This window comes from Mesorhizobium sp. WSM4806 (assembly GCF_055811635.1).
In genome coordinates, this window is the sequence record NZ_JBVVQZ010000012.1 from 112,091 (window position 1) to 128,777 (window position 16,687).

At 58.3% G+C, this 16,687-nt stretch carries 12 protein-coding genes and 6 pseudogenes; 7 read left to right on the forward strand and 11 right to left on the reverse strand.

Annotation, left to right across the window (positions count from 1 at the left end):
• Positions 1-115: 115 nt before the first annotated feature.
• Positions 116-364: pseudogene (locus tag AC0L2M_RS19255) on the reverse strand (ArdC-like ssDNA-binding domain-containing protein); the annotation flags it as partial.
• Positions 365-718: 354 nt separating this feature from the next.
• On the opposite strand from AC0L2M_RS19255, the gene AC0L2M_RS19260 reads away from it, so the two are divergent.
• From AC0L2M_RS19260 to AC0L2M_RS19280, 5 genes and pseudogenes are all read left to right on the forward strand, one after another.
• Positions 719-1,891, forward strand: coding sequence for an IS110 family RNA-guided transposase (locus tag AC0L2M_RS19260; RefSeq protein ID WP_473535608.1), 1,173 nt, complete (start codon positions 719-721; stop codon positions 1,889-1,891).
• Positions 1,892-2,884: 993 nt separating this feature from the next.
• A pseudogene (locus tag AC0L2M_RS19265) lies at positions 2,885-3,554 on the forward strand (aldehyde dehydrogenase family protein); the annotation flags it as partial.
• Between the two features lie 148 nt (positions 3,555-3,702).
• Positions 3,703-4,109, forward strand: a pseudogene (locus tag AC0L2M_RS19270) (transposase); the annotation flags it as partial.
• Positions 4,110-4,458: 349 nt separating this feature from the next.
• Entirely contained in the window at positions 4,459-5,430 is a 972-nt protein-coding gene (locus tag AC0L2M_RS19275) for a glycosyltransferase family 10 domain-containing protein (RefSeq protein ID WP_082982603.1), read from the forward strand.
• 204 nt (positions 5,431-5,634) lie between these two features.
• Positions 5,635-6,532, forward strand: a pseudogene (locus AC0L2M_RS19280) (IS630 family transposase); the annotation flags it as partial.
• Between the two features lie 81 nt (positions 6,533-6,613).
• On the opposite strand, the gene AC0L2M_RS19285 reads toward AC0L2M_RS19280, so the two are convergent.
• The 3 genes and pseudogenes from AC0L2M_RS19285 to AC0L2M_RS19295 form a co-directional block, all read right to left on the reverse strand.
• Complete coding sequence (locus tag AC0L2M_RS19285; protein ID WP_065010667.1) at positions 6,614-6,985, reverse strand: hypothetical protein; 372 nt, start codon at positions 6,983-6,985, stop codon at positions 6,614-6,616.
• A gap of 55 nt (positions 6,986-7,040) precedes the next feature.
• A complete protein-coding gene (locus AC0L2M_RS19290; RefSeq protein ID WP_473535609.1) occupies positions 7,041-8,351 on the reverse strand; it encodes an acyltransferase family protein in 1,311 nt (436 codons plus the stop codon).
• A gap of 103 nt (positions 8,352-8,454) precedes the next feature.
• Positions 8,455-8,568 (reverse strand): annotated as a pseudogene (locus AC0L2M_RS19295) (transposase); the annotation flags it as partial.
• 137 nt (positions 8,569-8,705) lie between these two features.
• Here AC0L2M_RS19295 and AC0L2M_RS19300 point away from each other — a divergent pair.
• The gene (locus tag AC0L2M_RS19300) at positions 8,706-9,185 is read left to right on the forward strand and encodes a hypothetical protein (RefSeq protein ID WP_473535610.1); all 480 of its coding nucleotides are present in this window, start codon (positions 8,706-8,708) and stop codon (positions 9,183-9,185) included.
• A gap of 24 nt (positions 9,186-9,209) precedes the next feature.
• Here the strand turns inward: AC0L2M_RS19300 and AC0L2M_RS19305 are convergent, their stop codons facing one another.
• The 5 genes from AC0L2M_RS19305 to AC0L2M_RS19325 all read right to left on the reverse strand — a co-directional run bounded on the left by AC0L2M_RS19305 (position 9,210) and on the right by AC0L2M_RS19325 (position 13,775).
• Positions 9,210-9,530 carry a GNAT family N-acetyltransferase gene (locus AC0L2M_RS19305; RefSeq protein WP_473535611.1) on the reverse strand — a complete coding sequence of 107 codons (321 nt, stop codon included), beginning with the start codon at positions 9,528-9,530 and terminating at the stop codon, positions 9,210-9,212.
• A gap of 201 nt (positions 9,531-9,731) precedes the next feature.
• Positions 9,732-9,962: a hypothetical protein gene (locus tag AC0L2M_RS19310; RefSeq protein WP_141246637.1), complete on the reverse strand. Its 231-nt coding sequence runs from the start codon at positions 9,960-9,962 to the stop codon at positions 9,732-9,734.
• 539 nt (positions 9,963-10,501) lie between these two features.
• A complete protein-coding gene (locus tag AC0L2M_RS19315; protein WP_245430169.1) occupies positions 10,502-11,455 on the reverse strand; it encodes a GDP-L-fucose synthase family protein in 954 nt (317 codons plus the stop codon).
• An 87-nt stretch (positions 11,456-11,542) separates the two neighbouring features.
• Positions 11,543-12,643 carry a GDP-mannose 4,6-dehydratase gene (gene gmd, locus AC0L2M_RS19320; protein WP_473511989.1) on the reverse strand — a complete coding sequence of 367 codons (1,101 nt, stop codon included), beginning with the start codon at positions 12,641-12,643 and terminating at the stop codon, positions 11,543-11,545.
• Between the two features lie 142 nt (positions 12,644-12,785).
• The gene (locus tag AC0L2M_RS19325; protein WP_065010674.1) at positions 12,786-13,775 is read right to left on the reverse strand and encodes a nodulation protein NodZ; all 990 of its coding nucleotides are present in this window, start codon (positions 13,773-13,775) and stop codon (positions 12,786-12,788) included.
• 465 nt (positions 13,776-14,240) lie between these two features.
• On the opposite strand from AC0L2M_RS19325, the pseudogene AC0L2M_RS19330 reads away from it, so the two are divergent.
• Positions 14,241-14,798: pseudogene (locus AC0L2M_RS19330) on the forward strand (beta/alpha barrel domain-containing protein); the annotation flags it as partial.
• A 40-nt stretch (positions 14,799-14,838) separates the two neighbouring features.
• On the opposite strand, the gene AC0L2M_RS19335 reads toward AC0L2M_RS19330, so the two are convergent.
• Together AC0L2M_RS19335 and fabG are read right to left on the reverse strand one after the other, a co-directional pair.
• The gene (locus AC0L2M_RS19335) at positions 14,839-15,429 is read right to left on the reverse strand and encodes a NodA family N-acyltransferase (RefSeq protein WP_065010676.1); all 591 of its coding nucleotides are present in this window, start codon (positions 15,427-15,429) and stop codon (positions 14,839-14,841) included.
• A gap of 477 nt (positions 15,430-15,906) precedes the next feature.
• Positions 15,907-16,644, reverse strand: a complete 738-nt coding sequence (fabG, locus tag AC0L2M_RS19340; protein WP_473535612.1) for a 3-oxoacyl-[acyl-carrier-protein] reductase — start codon at positions 16,642-16,644, stop codon at positions 15,907-15,909.
• Positions 16,645-16,687 lie beyond the last annotated feature (43 nt).

Sequence of the window (16,687 nt, forward strand, 5' to 3'; positions counted from 1 at the left end):
GCTGCCGGCCTCGAGCGTCTCGGCCATGACAAGACGTCGTCGTCGCAAAGTGCGAGCAAACGGGCGAAGACGGTGGCGAGGGCAAAGGCGTCGCCATTGCCGCCGGCTATCGCTGTGAGCGCTCGGTGACGGCGCCCCACAGGATCAGGATATTGATGCCGGAATAGCGCCGCTGGGTGGCTGCATTCCTGGGCAGGCCAAGGGCTGCCTTTGCCCTGCCCCAGGGCTTGACCCATGGCACGGTGCCGCGCTCCAGTTCGGCAACGATACGGTCTGTGATCTCCTGATAGAGGCTGGCGCCTGAGCGCCCGCCCTTGCCCGCGCCAGCCTCGCGGCTGCCGGAATGCTTGTTGTTTGCACGCATTGTCTGGTCCTCCGTTCGCCAATTGCGCCCTCCCCCGGAAGATCCCATGGGCGGTGGAGGCAGCGCTCGATCCCGATCTCGCGTGCCTGCCCCCGTGAGTGGGGTGGGCGGCAGAACGCGACTGGCTTGGCCCGCTGAACGAGGCAGGCCGCACCCGAAGGGCCGGAACGGAGTGGAGGATGTGAGCGGAGCGAACATTGCGGCCTGCCGCAGCGGGCCTAGAAAGGAGCGTCGCCCACCCCGCGAGCGGGGGCAGGCAACAACCAAAACCACATCGCGAAGCGATGACTGCAGCTGCGATCAACTCGCTTCGGCCGGCGTATTGCTCATGAACAACTTGGAGGGATAGAACACATGAAAGCTGAAAACGTGACTAAGATTGAAACCGATGCGGTCCATACGACACTCGGCGCTATCTTCCTGTCCCTGGAACTCAGTCGCTCGAGCTGGTTGGTGACAAGCTTGTTGCCGTGCAACGGAGAGAAGATGTCAAAGCGCGTCGTCAAGGCAGGCGATACGGCCGGATTGTTCGACCTTATCAGCCAGTTGAAGGCGACGGTTCGGCGCAGAACGGGCCGTGACATGCCGGTGATCGCAATCCAGGAGGCTGGCCTGGACGGCTTCTGGATACATCGGATCCTTGAGCGTGACGGTATAGAAAGCCATGTGGTTGATGCAGCATCCATTGCCACGTCACGCAGGAAGCGCCGGGCGAAGACGGACAAGCTGGATGGCGAGACCCTCCTTCGCGCCCTGCTTGCCTACAAGCGCGGCGAGCCGCGGGTATGCGCCATGGTCGTTCCACCATCGCCCGAGCAAGAGGACCGAAAGCGCAACAGCCGTGAGCGACGCGCTCTCATCGCGGAGCGGATCAAGATCGTGAACCGGGTCAAGGGGCTCTTGTTCTCGCAGGGCATCGTTGGATTTGAGCCGCTGAAGCGGGACCGCCGCACTCGACTGGAAGAACTTAGGACCGGAGACGGTCGTGAACTACCGTCGAATCTCAAAGCGGAGATTGTCCGTGCACTGGACCGGATCGAGCTCGTGCTTCGGCAAATCAAGGACGTGGAAGCAGCACGTGACGAAGTGGCTCGCAATGAAGGCGACCCATCAAAAGTCGCCAATGGAATGTCGATGCTCAAGCAACTGCGCGGCGTGGGAGCGGACTTTGCCGAGGTGCTTTGGTCCGAGGGTCTGTATCGCGAATTTGCGAATCGAAGGCAGCTTGCCTCCTATGCCGGTCTGACGCCGACACCGTGGCAAAGCGGATCGATCAGCCGGGAACAGGGCGTATCGAAAGCGGGCAATCCGAGGCTGAGGACCGTGATGGTGCAATTGTCGTGGTTCTGGCTTTTGCATCAACCTCGATCGGCTTTAGCACAATGGTTCCAGGAGAGGGTCGCGCTCGACGGTGGCAGGCGCCGGAAGCCGGGCATTATTGCGCTCGCGAGAAAACTTCTGATCGCGCTATGGAAGTATGTTCATCATGGTGCTGTCATTGAGGGCGCTGTCATGAAGCCGGCATGATCAACGTACTCTTTTCCATCCGCCGGGATTGATCACTCCCGGCTGATCCTGGGCGAACGAACCTCCCACCCCACTTGGCCTAAAATGCCGTCCGGAAGATTGGTCGCGTTCCCCTGAGCCTTACCGACGAAAGCGGGATGTTGGTGCAGCTGCCACAGCGCAGCGACCGTATGTGAGTTTGGACCGGTGTTATCACCGCGCCAAGACGACAGGCTCGGACCTAGGATCAGAACGCATTGAGGTAGATATGCGAAGACAGCCTTGACGACAAAGTCCCCATGTGAGATCCCATGGGCGGTGGAGGCAGCGCTCGATCCCGATCTCGCGTGCCTGCCCCCGCTCGCGGGGTGGGCGACGCTCCTTTCTAGGCCCGCTGCGGCAGGCCGCAATGTTCGCTCCGCTCACATCCTCCACTCCGTTCCGGCCCTTCGGGTGCGGCCTGCCTCGTTCAGCGGGCCAAGCCAGTCGCGTTCTGCCGCCCACCCCACTCACGGGGGCAGGCACGCGAGATCGGGATCGAGCGCTGCCTCCACCGCCCATGGGATCTTCCGGGGAAGGCCACCACAAAATCGACGCCGGCCGGCTGCCCGGCGACCGTCAGCAGCCGACAGGCTGCCCGCGCCAGGGGGCGAATCCGGATGGCCGAGACCGCCTGAGCCTGCCGAAGAAGAAGCGGGCTCGGTTCACGAGCACCGGGCACGCGTCGTCAGGCGCGCGGGCGCCGTCAAAGCTTAGGCCAAATTGCCGCTTCCCGCGGATGCGTGGATGCCATGCCTTGCGCTGCGGTTATTAGGTCGCAGGGCTCAACGCTCGGTGCCCCCGCCAGGCGTGCGGGCGAGAAATGCGCTGAACAGGAATTCTCGTTCCAGGAACGGTCGTTCCTGTTCCATAACGCGGTCGGCAGGTCGACAGGGGCCCGTCGCTCGAGGTCCTATGCGAAGTGCGGTTACACATCCTGACGCAGCCAACCGCCGTTTTGAAGAGAAAGCCGGGATGCCTGCGTGCCAGCCGCTGATGCGCCATCTGAAACTCCCCGACCTGTTCGGCGCTGTCGACCGCATGCCGACGCTTGGCACGTTGTTGGGTGAGCGAAAGTTCGAGGATCTTTAATCCATCCACCGGCGAAGTGTTGGCAGAGCTACCCGACATGGCCGCTGAGACGCGCACGGCGATCGACAAGGCTTATACGGCGCAGGCTGGATGGGCGGCGTTGACCGCCCGGGATCGCCGGGACTCGCTCTGGCGCTGGCATCAATTGATCATCGACCACGCCGACGACCTCGCTGCCATCCTCACAGCTGAGATGGGCAAGCCGCTTGCCGAAGCCAAGTCGGAAGTCTCGCATGCGGCGGCATATCTGCAATGGTATGCCGAAGAGGCCAACCGCATCTATTGCGAGACGATCTTCCCGCCCTCGACTGACCGGGGCATGCTGGTGGTCAAGCAGCCAATCGGCGTTGTTGGCACGATCACGCCATGGAATTTCCCGGCTTCAATGGTGGTGCGCAAGATCTCACCGGCTCTGGCGGCGGGCTGCACTGTGATATTGAAACCTGCCGCACAGACGCCGCTTGTTGCAGGCGCAATGTGCGCGGCCGGCTTTCCCGAAGGCGTCGTCAACCTGATCTTTGCTTGCAAAGGCGATGCCGTCGGCCGCACACTGATCAACCGATGAACTTGATCCACAGGCGCTTGAACCATGCGACGATGGCCTTGAGCCCTTCGGCTGGGCGCCGCGCTTGAGAAGGCGGTCATAGGCACGGCCGGCTTCGATCTGCTCGCGAGACATCTTGCCGGCCCAATGGATCGATGATGACTGCCTGCAGGTACTGCGCTGGATGTATGACCGGCGCGACCTTTCCGAAGTGCGGCCCGACCTCGCCCAATGGCTGGCCAAGTGGGAGACGCGCTGCCCCAAGCTGTGCCAGTGGGTGGAGGACAACATCGAGGAGACGCTCACCTTCAACCGGCTGCCACGCCAGCATCACAAGCGCCTGAAGAGCACCAAGATCCTGGAGCGGCTCAATCAGGAGATCAAGCGGCGCATCCATGTGGTGCGCATCTTTCCTAGCGCTGAGAGCTGTCTGCGGCTCGTCCGCGCGCTCGCCGTCGAAACACACGAAAACTGGCTGGAGGCCATGCGAATCTCAACATGGAGCACCTGGCCGAGGACAAGAAGGAGATGCTGCGCAAGCTGGAGCAGCCCAAGGCCGCCTGACGGCGGCGGGCGGGCTGGGCGCATGCGTTACTTGAAGACGCCGCGCCTGACCCGCCAACACCGGCGACCGTGATCGCAAATTTGCAGAAGACTCTGGACAGAACTCCCAAACTGCATCAAAAATAGTCAGAGCTAGATTATGGAAGCCGATTGAGATGGAGGAGGAGGGGTTACAAGCCTTTGTGCAGTTCTCCCAAACTTTTCGATATCGAAGGGCTTACCTGCGTCCCGTTTAGCCATCGATTCCGATCGTTTTAGCTTCATCTCACGACGGGAATAGGCGCAGAGAGGTCTGGCCCTGGTGCAGAAATTACTGCCGGTACCACCGAAGTGAAGGGGTCGAACTACTTTGTCTAGCGCCAAATTGCTGACGGAACGTCCGGCGCCCATTGTTGCTGCATGCCTCGATTCTTGGGGCGGTCTGGATGACGCCATCCACCATCTCACTCCAAAGGGCAGTGGAATCTGGAACGATGTCGCTTTTGTCCGCAAGACATCCTTCACGCCGGATTGGCATATAATCTTTAACTCTCCTTCTGTTTTTGGACTTCCTGTTGATATCGAGGCGAGCCCGAACAGGACAATTTTTGCGATCGGCGAACCGCCGACGAAAGCTCATCGCGCCCTCCATCTAGGGCAGGGGGAAAATACCATCGTTTTGACGTCTGACGCAGAGTTGGTAGCCCAGCAGAATGCAGGGCGTCGGTTCGTCTTGTCTCCACCTATCACTCGGTCTTGGTCTGTAAGAAAGTCATATGACCAACTTCTGGTCAGCGAAGTCGTTGACAAGCCGCGTCGGCTCTCATGGATTACCAGCAACATCGCCCTGCTTAAAGGACATCGATATCGGCTGGCGTTTTTGGAGCGGCTGAGAGAGGAGATCGAGTTCGACCTGTTCGGCCGAGGTTTTCACCTGATTGGAGATAAATGGGACGCACTTGCACCTTACCGCTACAGTATAGCTTTCGAGAATACTAGAGCTGATTACTATTTTACAGAGAAGCTTATGGACTGCTTCGTTGCTGAAACAATGCCGATCTATTACGGCAGCCCGGCAATTACGAGGTTCTTTCCGCCGGATTCAATGGTTCTGATTGATCCAGAGGACAAGAACGTAATTCAAAAGATCCGAGAAATAATCAACTCGGACCTCTGGAAGGAACGTCGCGATGCAATACGAGAGGCGAAGCGGTTGGTACTTGAGAAGTACAATATATTTGCTTATCTCGCGGGCTTCATCGAAAGCGTTCAGGACAAGCCTTTGCCGCCTAAAGTTATGCACATCGGTACGCCCGAGGTCGATTTTGGGGTAGACGAATGAACTGCAAGGTTTCGCTTCGCGCGCCCGGCGGTTGGTGGTCTGGCAGGGGTCCGTACGGAACACTCGGCGGAGAATGCCTCGAGCATCTTCGATTAAAACAGGGTCGGTTTGGGAATGACGCGAAGATCCTGTCTGATTCACTGTCCCGGTGATTTACGAGGATGTGATGATGATGAGGAGCCCAAGGGCGGACCTTGTGGGCGCGTGATTGCGGCCATTGAAGTCGGGATTCGACGCGGGAGGCGACGCGTCGCATCCGGATCGGTATTTCGATGGCCGGGAGTTGGTATCGCCGCTATCGCGAGACCGGCCAGATGGAAGCGCGCAAGCAGGGCCAGCCGTCGCGTTCGAAGCTCGATGCGCATGAGGCCTTTATTCTTGGCCTCATCGAGGACGCGCCGGACATCACGCTTGCTGAGATCGGGGAGCGCCTTGCCGCCGAGCGTGGCGTGCGGGCAGCGTCGTCCACGGTCCGGCTGTACCTCGACCGGCGCGGCATCACGTTTCAAACAAGACGGCGCACGCCGCCGAACAGCAGCGCCCCAATGTCCTGCGCCGCCGCAGAACCTGGTTCGATGGCCAGCTCGATCTCGACCCCGAGAGGCTGATTTCCGTCCATGAGACCGCAGCATCCACAAAGATGGCGCGGTTGCGTGGCCGCAGCCTGCGCGGCGAACGATGCCGGGCGGCCGTTCCTCACGGCCATTGGAAGACTACCACCTTCACGGCCGGCCTGCGGCTGGGCGGCATGGCGGCGCCAATGCTGCTCGATGGCCCTATCAATGGTTGTGCCTTCCTCGCCTACGCCCAGCAGGTCCGCGCACCCGAGCTTCGCCCCGGCGACATCGTGGTCATGGACAACCTGCCCGCCCACAATATCAGCGGCGCGCGCGAGGTGATCGAGAAGGTTGGCGCGGCTCCTGTTCCTGCCGCCATACTCGCCCGACTTCAACCCGATCGAGATGGCTTTCTCGAAGCTCAAGGCTCTCCTGAGAAAGGCTGCAACCCGAACCATCGACGAACGTCGGTCGTGGCCAACTGCCTCGCAGCTTTCACGGCCGAGGAATGCAGGCACTATTTCGAGGCAGACGGCTATGACCCCGGAATAAGTCGAGTCTGCTCTAGCTGCGCAAGCGGGCCGAGACGGGCGCACGACAATCGTATGCCACCGGGCTGCTGCTGATCAGGCGAACTGGGGAAGGCCGGGAACGGAATTGAGGACCTCGTCCACGAGTTCGTCGCCGGCATGTTCCTTGGCGAAGGCGATCGTCTCGTTAGCAAGGCCGGCGATATTTCCCAGGCTGAGACCCTCGTTCATCAATTGCTGGCCGAAACCCACCACGCCGCCTCCGGCGAGGACGCTGCCGCTCTCTGCGTCCTCACCATCATGCTTCGCCACTAATTCCGAAGCTCCGGGAATGGCCTCGATCATGCGCGCAGCGGGACCGTCGGCTGCCTCGCGTTGCAGGAAACCCAGCATCATGCCAACGGCCTTGTCTGCGAGAGCCGGGTCGACGCCGACATTGGTGGCGATGCGTGATACGAATTCTTCCAAGGCAGGGCACCTTTCGTTTTATTGAGGTCAGAATGATTAGCTATGTTTGTCCCGCTCAAATGGTTGAGCGCAGCGCCAGTCTACGCCTCCGCAGTCTTACGCAAAAACCTCTCAGGTATTGGTCCACCCTCTTGGCTACTTCCATGGACTTCACGTCTACAAGGCGCTGAAACGGCACCGCAGCAATGATGGTGGTTACAAGTACAATGACGACAGTGCTACTAGCCGCAATGGCATGTCCCCATTGGATAGTCCAGAGATAGACAAAGCACCCGAGGGAACAAAGGACAGGGAAATGAAGAAGGTAGACCGAGAACGACAATCGACCTAGGAGTGGGAAAAAGTATGACGAGAAGGCTCGCTGAAGCGATGGAAGCGCGAGAACGCTAGCGACAAGGAAGGCTGCACCGACGCAGTGCATTGCGTCCTTCAGGGGATTAAAGTCGATTGGGGAGAGTTTGATGATCGGCTCATACAAGATGGCGTTTGAGAAGCCGCCAAGATAGATGGCAGCAAGAAAGATTACGATCTTAGCTTCGTGAGGCCATTTCGCTGGAGAAACGCGAGTCAGGAGGACGCCGACCCCGAACGACAAGGCGAAGGGCAGGTAAGCTATATGGACCGCAAAAGAGAGAGCCGCGGCAAAAACTGTGACGAGGGCGAAGGTGAACCACCTCGCAGCGAAGGCGAACATGAAGGCTAAGTATGAACCCACGAGCTCAATGGACATCGTCCAGAGTGGTGAATTGAGTTTGTTCTTACCGAGAAATAAGGACTGATATAGAGCCTCCTGGGCGATGGTCGCGGCCGTAATTGAGCTAGGGTAATACCAGGTCAGCCAGACCGAGCCCGTGAGTGGGGCAACTTCAAGATTTCTCATCAGCCCCATGGCAAAAATGGTACCGGCAAAAACGATTGAAGCTGCGATTGGAATGCCGAGGCGGGGTATCCGTCGGATTGCTCTGGATACAAGCACCGACGCATTTCCAGTGTCAGCAAAAGACTTGGTAAGGACGAAGCCGCTTAGAACGAAGAATACACAAACCGCAAAGCTTCCGTTGATAAGCATGCTGAATGGGGGGAGAGTTAGAAGCTGAGCAGGCCATCCGATTTCTGGCCACGCTGCTTGCGCCAACGGGTACATGGTTTTGAATATCCCTGGCTCGACAGCGAAGAGGGCGTGAGACAAGAGGACGCCAACTGCAGCCAGCCCCCTCAACCCCTCTAAAGCAATAAAACGCCCAGATCCGGCCTGCCCCGCCGCCATTCCGTTCATGGATACTCTGCCCCTTATGATGCGCCGGTTTCGCCTTGGTCTTCCTACAAAGTCCACGCTCGTGAACGTGAGCTGGAAAGCACGGGACATTGGCTTTCCTGTACGGCGCTATGCAGCATCATGACGGATGGGTAAACTTGATTGTTTGGATATAATGCATCCATGGGATGGATATGCGGGCCATGCCCACCGGCGACAGCCGGTCCTGGATCTGACACTCGGCCTGATCGTCCGAGAGACAGTAGAGCGCCTGCAGCACCATGATCTTCAACATCATCACCGTATCAAAGGGCGGCCGTCCGCCCTTGGCGCCATCCGCTCGATGAGCATCGTATCTTCGTCGAGTGGGCCAAGCCCCGGGCCGGCGCAAAACGCGCGCAAAGGCGCTCCATCGATCGCCGACGGCGACATGCGGCTCCGAATCTGATCGACCGGTTGCTGGCAATGACGGCTCCGCTGGTCTCTCGTTCCACCCAGCAGGACCGCAACCGTCTGTTCCTGGTGAAGAGCGAGAAGAAGGACGCGGTGACGCTTATTGCCGAGGCGACCTTATCGCACGCCCTGAAGCCGTTCATCAAACGCTCCAATGCCCGGATCGCCGTCTGGAACAAGGCCGCACCCGAGCGGGCCCGGCAGCTCGCCCAGCAGCGATGGCTTCCAGGTTCTGCAGATCGAAGTGCGGCGCCTGGGCACCGAGAACGCCGCTCTGCTGAAGCGTATCCTCGAGCCGAAACGGAGGTCGATCGCCAGAGGCGTCACAATGCCCGCCTCGTCGCAGAACGCGAGGAAGTCCAAAGCCAAAACGCTGATGCAAAAGGCCCCGACGGCCCTAACCTGCGAAAATGGCCAACTATCGACCATTCGGCTGTAGCATTAATATGGTTCCGCTTCCGTTCCGTCACATTGTGCGGCAGGTTGCTTTGAGCCAGCCTATAGCAAACTCTAAGTCTAGATTATCCGACAGAGCCGAGGGCCGACTTCCTCGAACCCGTTCCGCAGATAGAAATCGAGCGTGCGCTTCCATTTTGGTTGCCCGGGCGCTCCAACCTCAAGTCGCTTCCAACCACGAGCACGGCTTTCCTGCGAGGCGACCTCAAGCAGATGAGGGGCAATCCCTTTGGAGCGCATGTCGGGTCGAACATACAGCTCCGAAATGTAGCCGAACTTGCCTCCTGCATAGATCGCCGTGCATTCATTCAGCACCATGATGCCGACCGGCTCGTCATCTGCACTTGCGATCACAGCGACCACGCCGGCGTCGGCAAGCACTGTCTCCGCGCTTTGTCTCACGACGTCGGGCGTGGGCGCTTTCCCGCCAGAGAGTTCATCGAGTAGCGCGTGACTGAAACGGCCGACCGTCTCTGCGTCCGTTGCGTTGGCGCGGCGAGTAGATATGAAAGGAATATTTTCTCATGGTAGTGATCAAAATCCCGATTCATGCTGCCATCCGCGCAGGTCCGACTCATTCTTTTAAGTAACTCGGACTAATGAACAGCATTTTTCGTAAAAGGTATGATAATGCCAATCGAGCCAAGCCAAGCTCACCGCATAGGCGGTCACCTGCCACTGCCATCCCAGAGCATCAGGATGATCGCGCTGCGCGACAGCTTGGCGAGCTGCAGACGCGAGCGACTGGTTCAGGGCAAGCCGCTTCGCCATCAACGAGACCCGCTGCAGCAGGGTTGTAAATGCCCGCACCATGGCGCCGCAAATCCGCGCTTGTGGCGCCATGACGTTGAGGCGAGTGAGTTCGGCGCTAACAACGCCGACTGAATCCGATCGGAAGGGTGCCCGACCGCGCCGAAAAGGCGCGATCTTGGATGGCGACGCGATCGCCTGCGGATAAGCGCGAGTTGACCGTCGACGTCCGCCATTTCCGTTTGCACCGCCTTGGACAAGGACTGCCCCGGGGCATGATGCGGGCCTGGTTGGCGTCCGTATCGAGGCCAGGTTCGTAGGCAGCGGCTCCCGTGAGGTTGAGCAGTTCTAACTCGTGGCTTGAGTTGACGGCGCTCACGCACAGCCGTTCCAGGTGCGCCCCGTTGTGCGGCCTTCCCATTGGCTTGGCCAAGCTTCTGGGTGATCCTCTGCATCGCCGGTGGCAGAGAGGTCCGGTTTGCAACGTTAGCACAGGCCAATATTGCGGCCCCCTCTGGGCATGTATGCGTCCCTGTTTGGCCTGACTGAGCCAGCTTGCACCCGGTCGGACATGCAGTCCAACCAGGATGCGCGCATCCACGTCAAGCCCCATGAAGGCGGAGAAAATCCTCGTATGTCGCTTGCAACCCGGCACCAAGGGACGTTTTGGCTTTCCAGCCAAGGTTACGCAAGCGCGTTACGTCCAGTAACTTGCGCGGAGTACCATCTGGCTTCGTCGTGTCGAATACCAAATCGCCCTTCCAGCAGACCGCCGCCTTGACGAGTTCCGCCACCTCGCGAATTGTGACGTCCTCGCCAACGCCAACATTAATCAGGGGCGCAGTGTCGGGGGCAGTTAAGGCGTCAAAATCTGAATCTGGCAGGCCAAGCAGGAACGCAATGGCATCGCCTACATCCGACGAATACATAAACTCTCGCCGAGGGTTTCCGGATCCCCAGACCTCCACCGAGGAATCGCCGTTCATTTTAGCTTGATGAAACCGGCGTATCAGAGCGGGCAGAACGTGGCAATTTTCGGGGTGATAATTATCGCCGGGACCATATAAGCTGGTCGGCATCAACGCGAGATAGCGCGCCTTGTACTGCCGGTTGAAAGACCAGCATGATTCGACACCTGCGATTTTTGCCAAAGCGTAAGGACGATTAGTCGCTTCAAGCGGACCGGTGAGAAGGTATTCCTCCCGTATCGGCTGCGGACAGTCGCGTGGATAGATACACGAGGAGCCAAGAAAAATCATCCGTTCGACGCCGGAAGCGTGAGCGGCATCAAAAACACTGACTTGAATCGCGAGGTTGTTATGAAGGAAATCGACAGGGGAGCTAGCGTTCGCCAGTATACCACCAACCTTTGCGGCGCACATTACGACGTAATCAGGCCGCCGCGACATGAAGAACCTGCGCGTCTCGCTCCGGTCAAATAAATCCAGTTGGTCGTGAGTACGTGTTATTATCTCATAGGAACCTAAAGCCTCGAGGGCTCTCATTGTGGCGGATCCAACAAGGCCGCGATGGCCTGCCACATAGACTTTCTTCATCTTTTTGTTTTCCATTGATAAGGCTCTGGACGTTCCTTAAGAAGACCACAATGTCACTGACAACAAGCCAGCATGGCGCCACCATTATCAGCATAACTCTCGTGGACTGTGTGAATAATAACCCTGCTTCATCAGCACTGCGTCACGCTCTGCCATGCGCAAATCTTCCCGAACCATCTCCCTAACTAATTCGATGAAGGAGATTTTGGGCGCCCACCCAAGTTTTTCTTTGGCCTTGCGGGCATCGCCGAGAAGTGTCTCGACTTCTGCAGGACGAAAATAACGGGGATCTACTTTTACGATCAGAGCTCCCGTCTTTGCATCGTACCCCTCTTCGTCGACCCCTTCCCCAACCCAACGAACATCGATGCCGAGTTCAGCGGCCGCGACGGTGACGAATTCGCGCACCGAATGTTGCTCACCGCTAGCAATAACAAAGTCTTCAGGTTGCTCCTGCTGCAGCATCAACCACTGCATCTGGACGTAGTCTCGAGCGTGCCCCCAATCGCGAAGCGCATTAAGGTTGCCAAGGAATAGAGTCCGCTGCATTCCAAGCTTAACCCGAGCCAGGGCACGCGTGATTTTGCGCGTTACAAATGTTTCACCGCGCGCGGGTGACTCATGATTAAATAAAATACCGTTACATGCATACAAATTGTAAGCTTCTCGATAATTTACGGTGATCCAGTGAGCATACAATTTGGCAACAGCGTAGGGTGATCGGGGGTAGAACGGTGTCGTCTCGGTCTGTGGCGTTTCCCGCACCAGCCCGTAGAGCTCAGACGTCGAGGCTTGGTAGTAGCGCGTATGCTCGACGAGCCCCAGGATCCGAATTGCCTCGAGGATACGCAGCGCACCCAAGGCATCGGAGTTCGCGGTGTATTCAGGTTCTTCAAAGGAGACTGCAACGTGGCTCTGAGCTGCCAAATTGTAAATTTCGTCCGGCTGAACCAGTTGAATGACGCGCGTAAGGCTGGACGAATCTGTCAAGTCCCCGTGGTGAAGTGTAAGATCAACGCCAGTTTCATGAGGGTCATGATAGAGATGGTCTATACGGCCCGTATTAAAAAGAGACGATCGTCTCTTTATCCCGTGCACAGAATAGCCCTTTTCTAAAAGCAATTCTGCGAGGTAAGAACCATCTTGGCCCGTGACCCCGGTGATTAAAGCGACTTTTCTCTTTGACAAGCTTGAATCCTTTTGATTTTGACGCGCCCAAGAAAATGCTCGCCTGCGGCGGGATTGCGTGGCGAAAAAGGGGGCGCATTGGCAGGGCGAACGGAGCCTCTGCGCGAAGGCTAGGGAGAGTTCGAGCGTGCTGCCAACCCTTTCATGGAGCCGGGGAACGTTCGAAAGAGTTATCAATCAAGATCAAACGACGCGGGTCATTCAAATCGAATTCGACAATTCGTGGCACGAAGAGGCGGGCATAGCGTGTGAAGGCGCTAGTCGGAGGAAAGCGAATTACAGTGTCGCATCTACCGAGGAGATACATCTCAACGAGAGCGGAAAAACCCCCGTCGGTGCCCAGTGCTGCACTGTGTAAGGGGCCGGCCTGATCCGCTTGGAAGCGTTTTGGGACGGTGAAAAGTTCGGGAAATACGCCCGACAAGTGATCAACAACCTGGGCGCTGTCTGTACACAAGAACACCCTTACAGGCCTTGGATGCGGTTGCGCTTTGGCCATACGAATGGCAGTGCATACCTGCTCTAAGGCAACCTTTGGATCAGCCCAGTAAGGTGCGTGATCCATAATACCTTCGCCGTTGCCGTGGCGGACATGGACTCCAATTATGCTGTGCCCGTCAAAATGTTCCTGGTAGAGCGCTTCAATCCGATCCTCAATTTCGACCCTCGGTCTGATGCTCCGAAATATCGTTCGCTCGGCTTGCTCATCGCAGCGCCACATCAAGCAAGCATCACACACTACCGTGTTGGCTTCACAATCATCTTGGGCCTGGAAAAGATCGTTAAGCTCGTCACGTTCTTGGAAAATCTGTTCATCCGGACGGTACACGCAGTCGATGGATGGCTTGTTCCACCACGACGGGAAGAAGGGACCGGGGAATGAGACGTGGTTGATCTCGTCATCGCAAATGACCCGTACACCACCGATCTCTTCAATTGGCTTGAAGAAAGCCGGAAAGGCATTCGCAAACGGGTTGTCGAGGTAACAAGAGCCGCGCCAATCTATTGCTAAAGCCCGTCCCGTCCGATGTGCGTAGTCCCATGCCGACGCGAGAGACCACAGGCAATCACCGAAACCCGTGCGCCGTCGAGAAACAACGAACCGATCCATCCTTGAGCCATCAACAAGCATCTAAATTGCCTCTTTCCAGAACACCACAAGCCTCAGCTTTGCTGCTGTCTTTGAGGCAAGCGCCTGCGCAATTCGGGGAAGCTTGTCGTGCTGCGCCAATGCGATGTAGCTTGCGTCGATCGCGGAAGTGCCTGGCCGCGATGGACGCGCGCCTGGGCGGGTCTTCGACGCAGACCAGAGAATGCTCTTCGGAGCCAACGCAAACATCAACCACTTCCCTAAGCCTTACATCCTTGAATTCTTTCTATGCAACGTGCCGTACCATCGGTAAAATCGTCTGTTTCGATGAAACGCATCCATGTCATGGATAACTAGTGACATGGGTTCCAGGGCGTTGACCTGAACCCTCTCGTTGTGCGTCACAGCTAATCCCAGCGGAACCTTACGGCGGCAGCACGCAGCATGACCCACGTCAGCCGGCCATGAGCGCGGCCGCGACGACGACATCCGAACGGAGCCGTTGACATGACTTCACTTGCACCACTTCCTCAGATCATCACCCATCGTGCGCCGTGACCTGCTGGAAGACCTGGGCAGAGCCGGCGATATCACGAGCGATGCAATTATCGCCGCCGATTGCAAAGCCAAGCTTTCGCTTAACGCGCGCCAAGCGGGCAAGGCTACGGCCGCGTTTGTCGAAGCGATATGCGGTCAGGCGCCAATCACCGCTTCGCGCTCGACGACGCGGTGCTCATTACGGACAACCACATCGCCATTGCCGGCGACATCCCCACCGCAATCGAGCGGGCGCGTAGCGTCATAGGTCACATGCAAGATCGAGGTAGAGGTGGACGGGCTGGACCAGTTGGAGATAGCCCTTACAGTGGGCGTCGACGCCGTGCTCCTCGACAACATGTCGGTCGAGGAGCTTGCGCAGGCTGTGGCTATGTCGGGCGCCGCGCGATCACCGAGGCCTTGGGCCGAGTAACGCGGGCGAGCGCCCCGGCAACTGCGGCGACCGGCGTGGACCTCATATCGATTGGCTGGCTTACCCACAGTGCGCCCATTCTCGACATCGGTCTCGCGCTTGGCGCCGGCGCCATCACCCGGCACTTCAAGATGTTCATAGCTCCGGACCGTTCCGAACGATCAGGGTGCCGGATGGCCACTCGCTCATCGAGCGTCCAATCGGCACAACCACTACGAGCACGTCCTCCACGCGCGTGGGCGGCAGGTCGAGATACACATCTGCGAGAGTGGACCGCACGCGAACGCCCGACACAATCGCCGCCAGGCCGTCTCTGCAGAACCTTTCCATATGGTTCCGCATCGCGTGCCGAACGGTGCCGAAAGCGAATGGAACCCCAAGCTGCTGCAATACTGGATATACAACGCGCATTGAATGACTGATCCCTTGTCCCTCAAGATCCGGACGCACCCCGTACAACCCCAGGTCGGCCACTAGGAGCTCGACCTCGTCAACCTTGATGAAGCGGCGTAGTATGCCGATATGAGCCGCTACGCCGTGCGCGTCGTAGCTGATTGCGCGGAGTTCCGGCCTCGCACCGGCCCAGCTACGGCCGTCTTCGAATGGCTCTGAGTTGAAGGCCCCAGTCGGTCCGTAGGTCTTTCGGAAAAACTCGGAGAGTTCGACATGATCGGCCTGTTGCAACTCATTTTCCCAGCACAACCTCCACCGCACGTCAGAGCACATGGAAAACCTCATCTTTGTTGCTATTTTGTTGGGGAAGCGCCTAGCAGGGGGACGCTTGTCGAATCGAGCCGGCTCGATGTAGCTGGCGCACCGAAGAAACTAGCCGCAATGAACATGCGACCCCGTTGTGTTCCGAGCACACCGGAAGGCGCACACCAGAACAATACTGCTCTGAACCAATGCAAGAATTCGATAACTAGCTATGGCTTACATCTTTGAAATCTTACTATGCGACGTTCTGCGGCATTGGCAAAATCGTTTCTTTGGATTAATGCATCCAAGCTATGGATAGGAAAAGACATGCGTTTCAAAGAACTTGATCTAAATCTCCGCCCACGGCGGCCTTGATCAGGAGGCTTCGACCCGGCCAGTTGCCCGACCGACCCGCTCGTCAGTTGCCAGACCAACCGACTGCTATGGGTGCGAACCTTCCCCCAATGTTGATAGCCGTCATCGGGCCGCACTGAACTTTTCACGCTAAATCATCGCCATGCCGCCATTGACGTGAATGGTCTGGCCGGTGACATAGGCGGCTTCGTTGGAAGCGAGGTAAGCGACGGCGGAGGCGACTTCGGCGCTGGTGCCCATGCGCCGTGTCGGAATCGCCGCCATGATCGCCTCTTTCTGCTTGTCGTTGAGCTTGTCGGTCATCGCCGATTCGATGAAGCCGGGGGCGACGCAGTTGACGGTGATGTTGCGCGTGGCGATCTCCTGCGCCAGCGACTTGGAAAAGCCGATCATGCCGGCCTTGGAGGCGCAGTAGTTGGTTTGGCCGGGATTGCCGGTGACGCCAACCACAGAGGTGATGTTGATGATGCGGCCATGCCGGCGCCGCATCATCGGATGGGTGAGTTCGCGGGTCAGCCGGAACACGGCGGTCAGATTGACCTCGAGCACCGAATCCCAGTCGGCGTCCGACATGCGCACAAACAGCCCGTCCTTGGTAATGCCAGCATTGTTGACGAGAATGTCGACGCCTTCGAGATCGGCCTCGACCTTCTGGCCGAGCGCCTTGACCTCTTCGCGATTGGAAAGGTTCGCCGGGAACAGCTTGACCCGTTCGCCGAGCTCGGCCGCCAGCGTTTCCAGCTTCTCGACGCGGGTGCCGTGCAGGCCGACGACAGCGCCTTGCGCATGCAGCACCCTGGCGATCGCCTCGCCGATGCCTCCCGATGCGCCTGTGACGAGCGCCTTGCGGCCGGTCAGATCGAACATTTATCGATTCCCTTTCTAAGGACCGGCTTCGCACGGGAGCGGT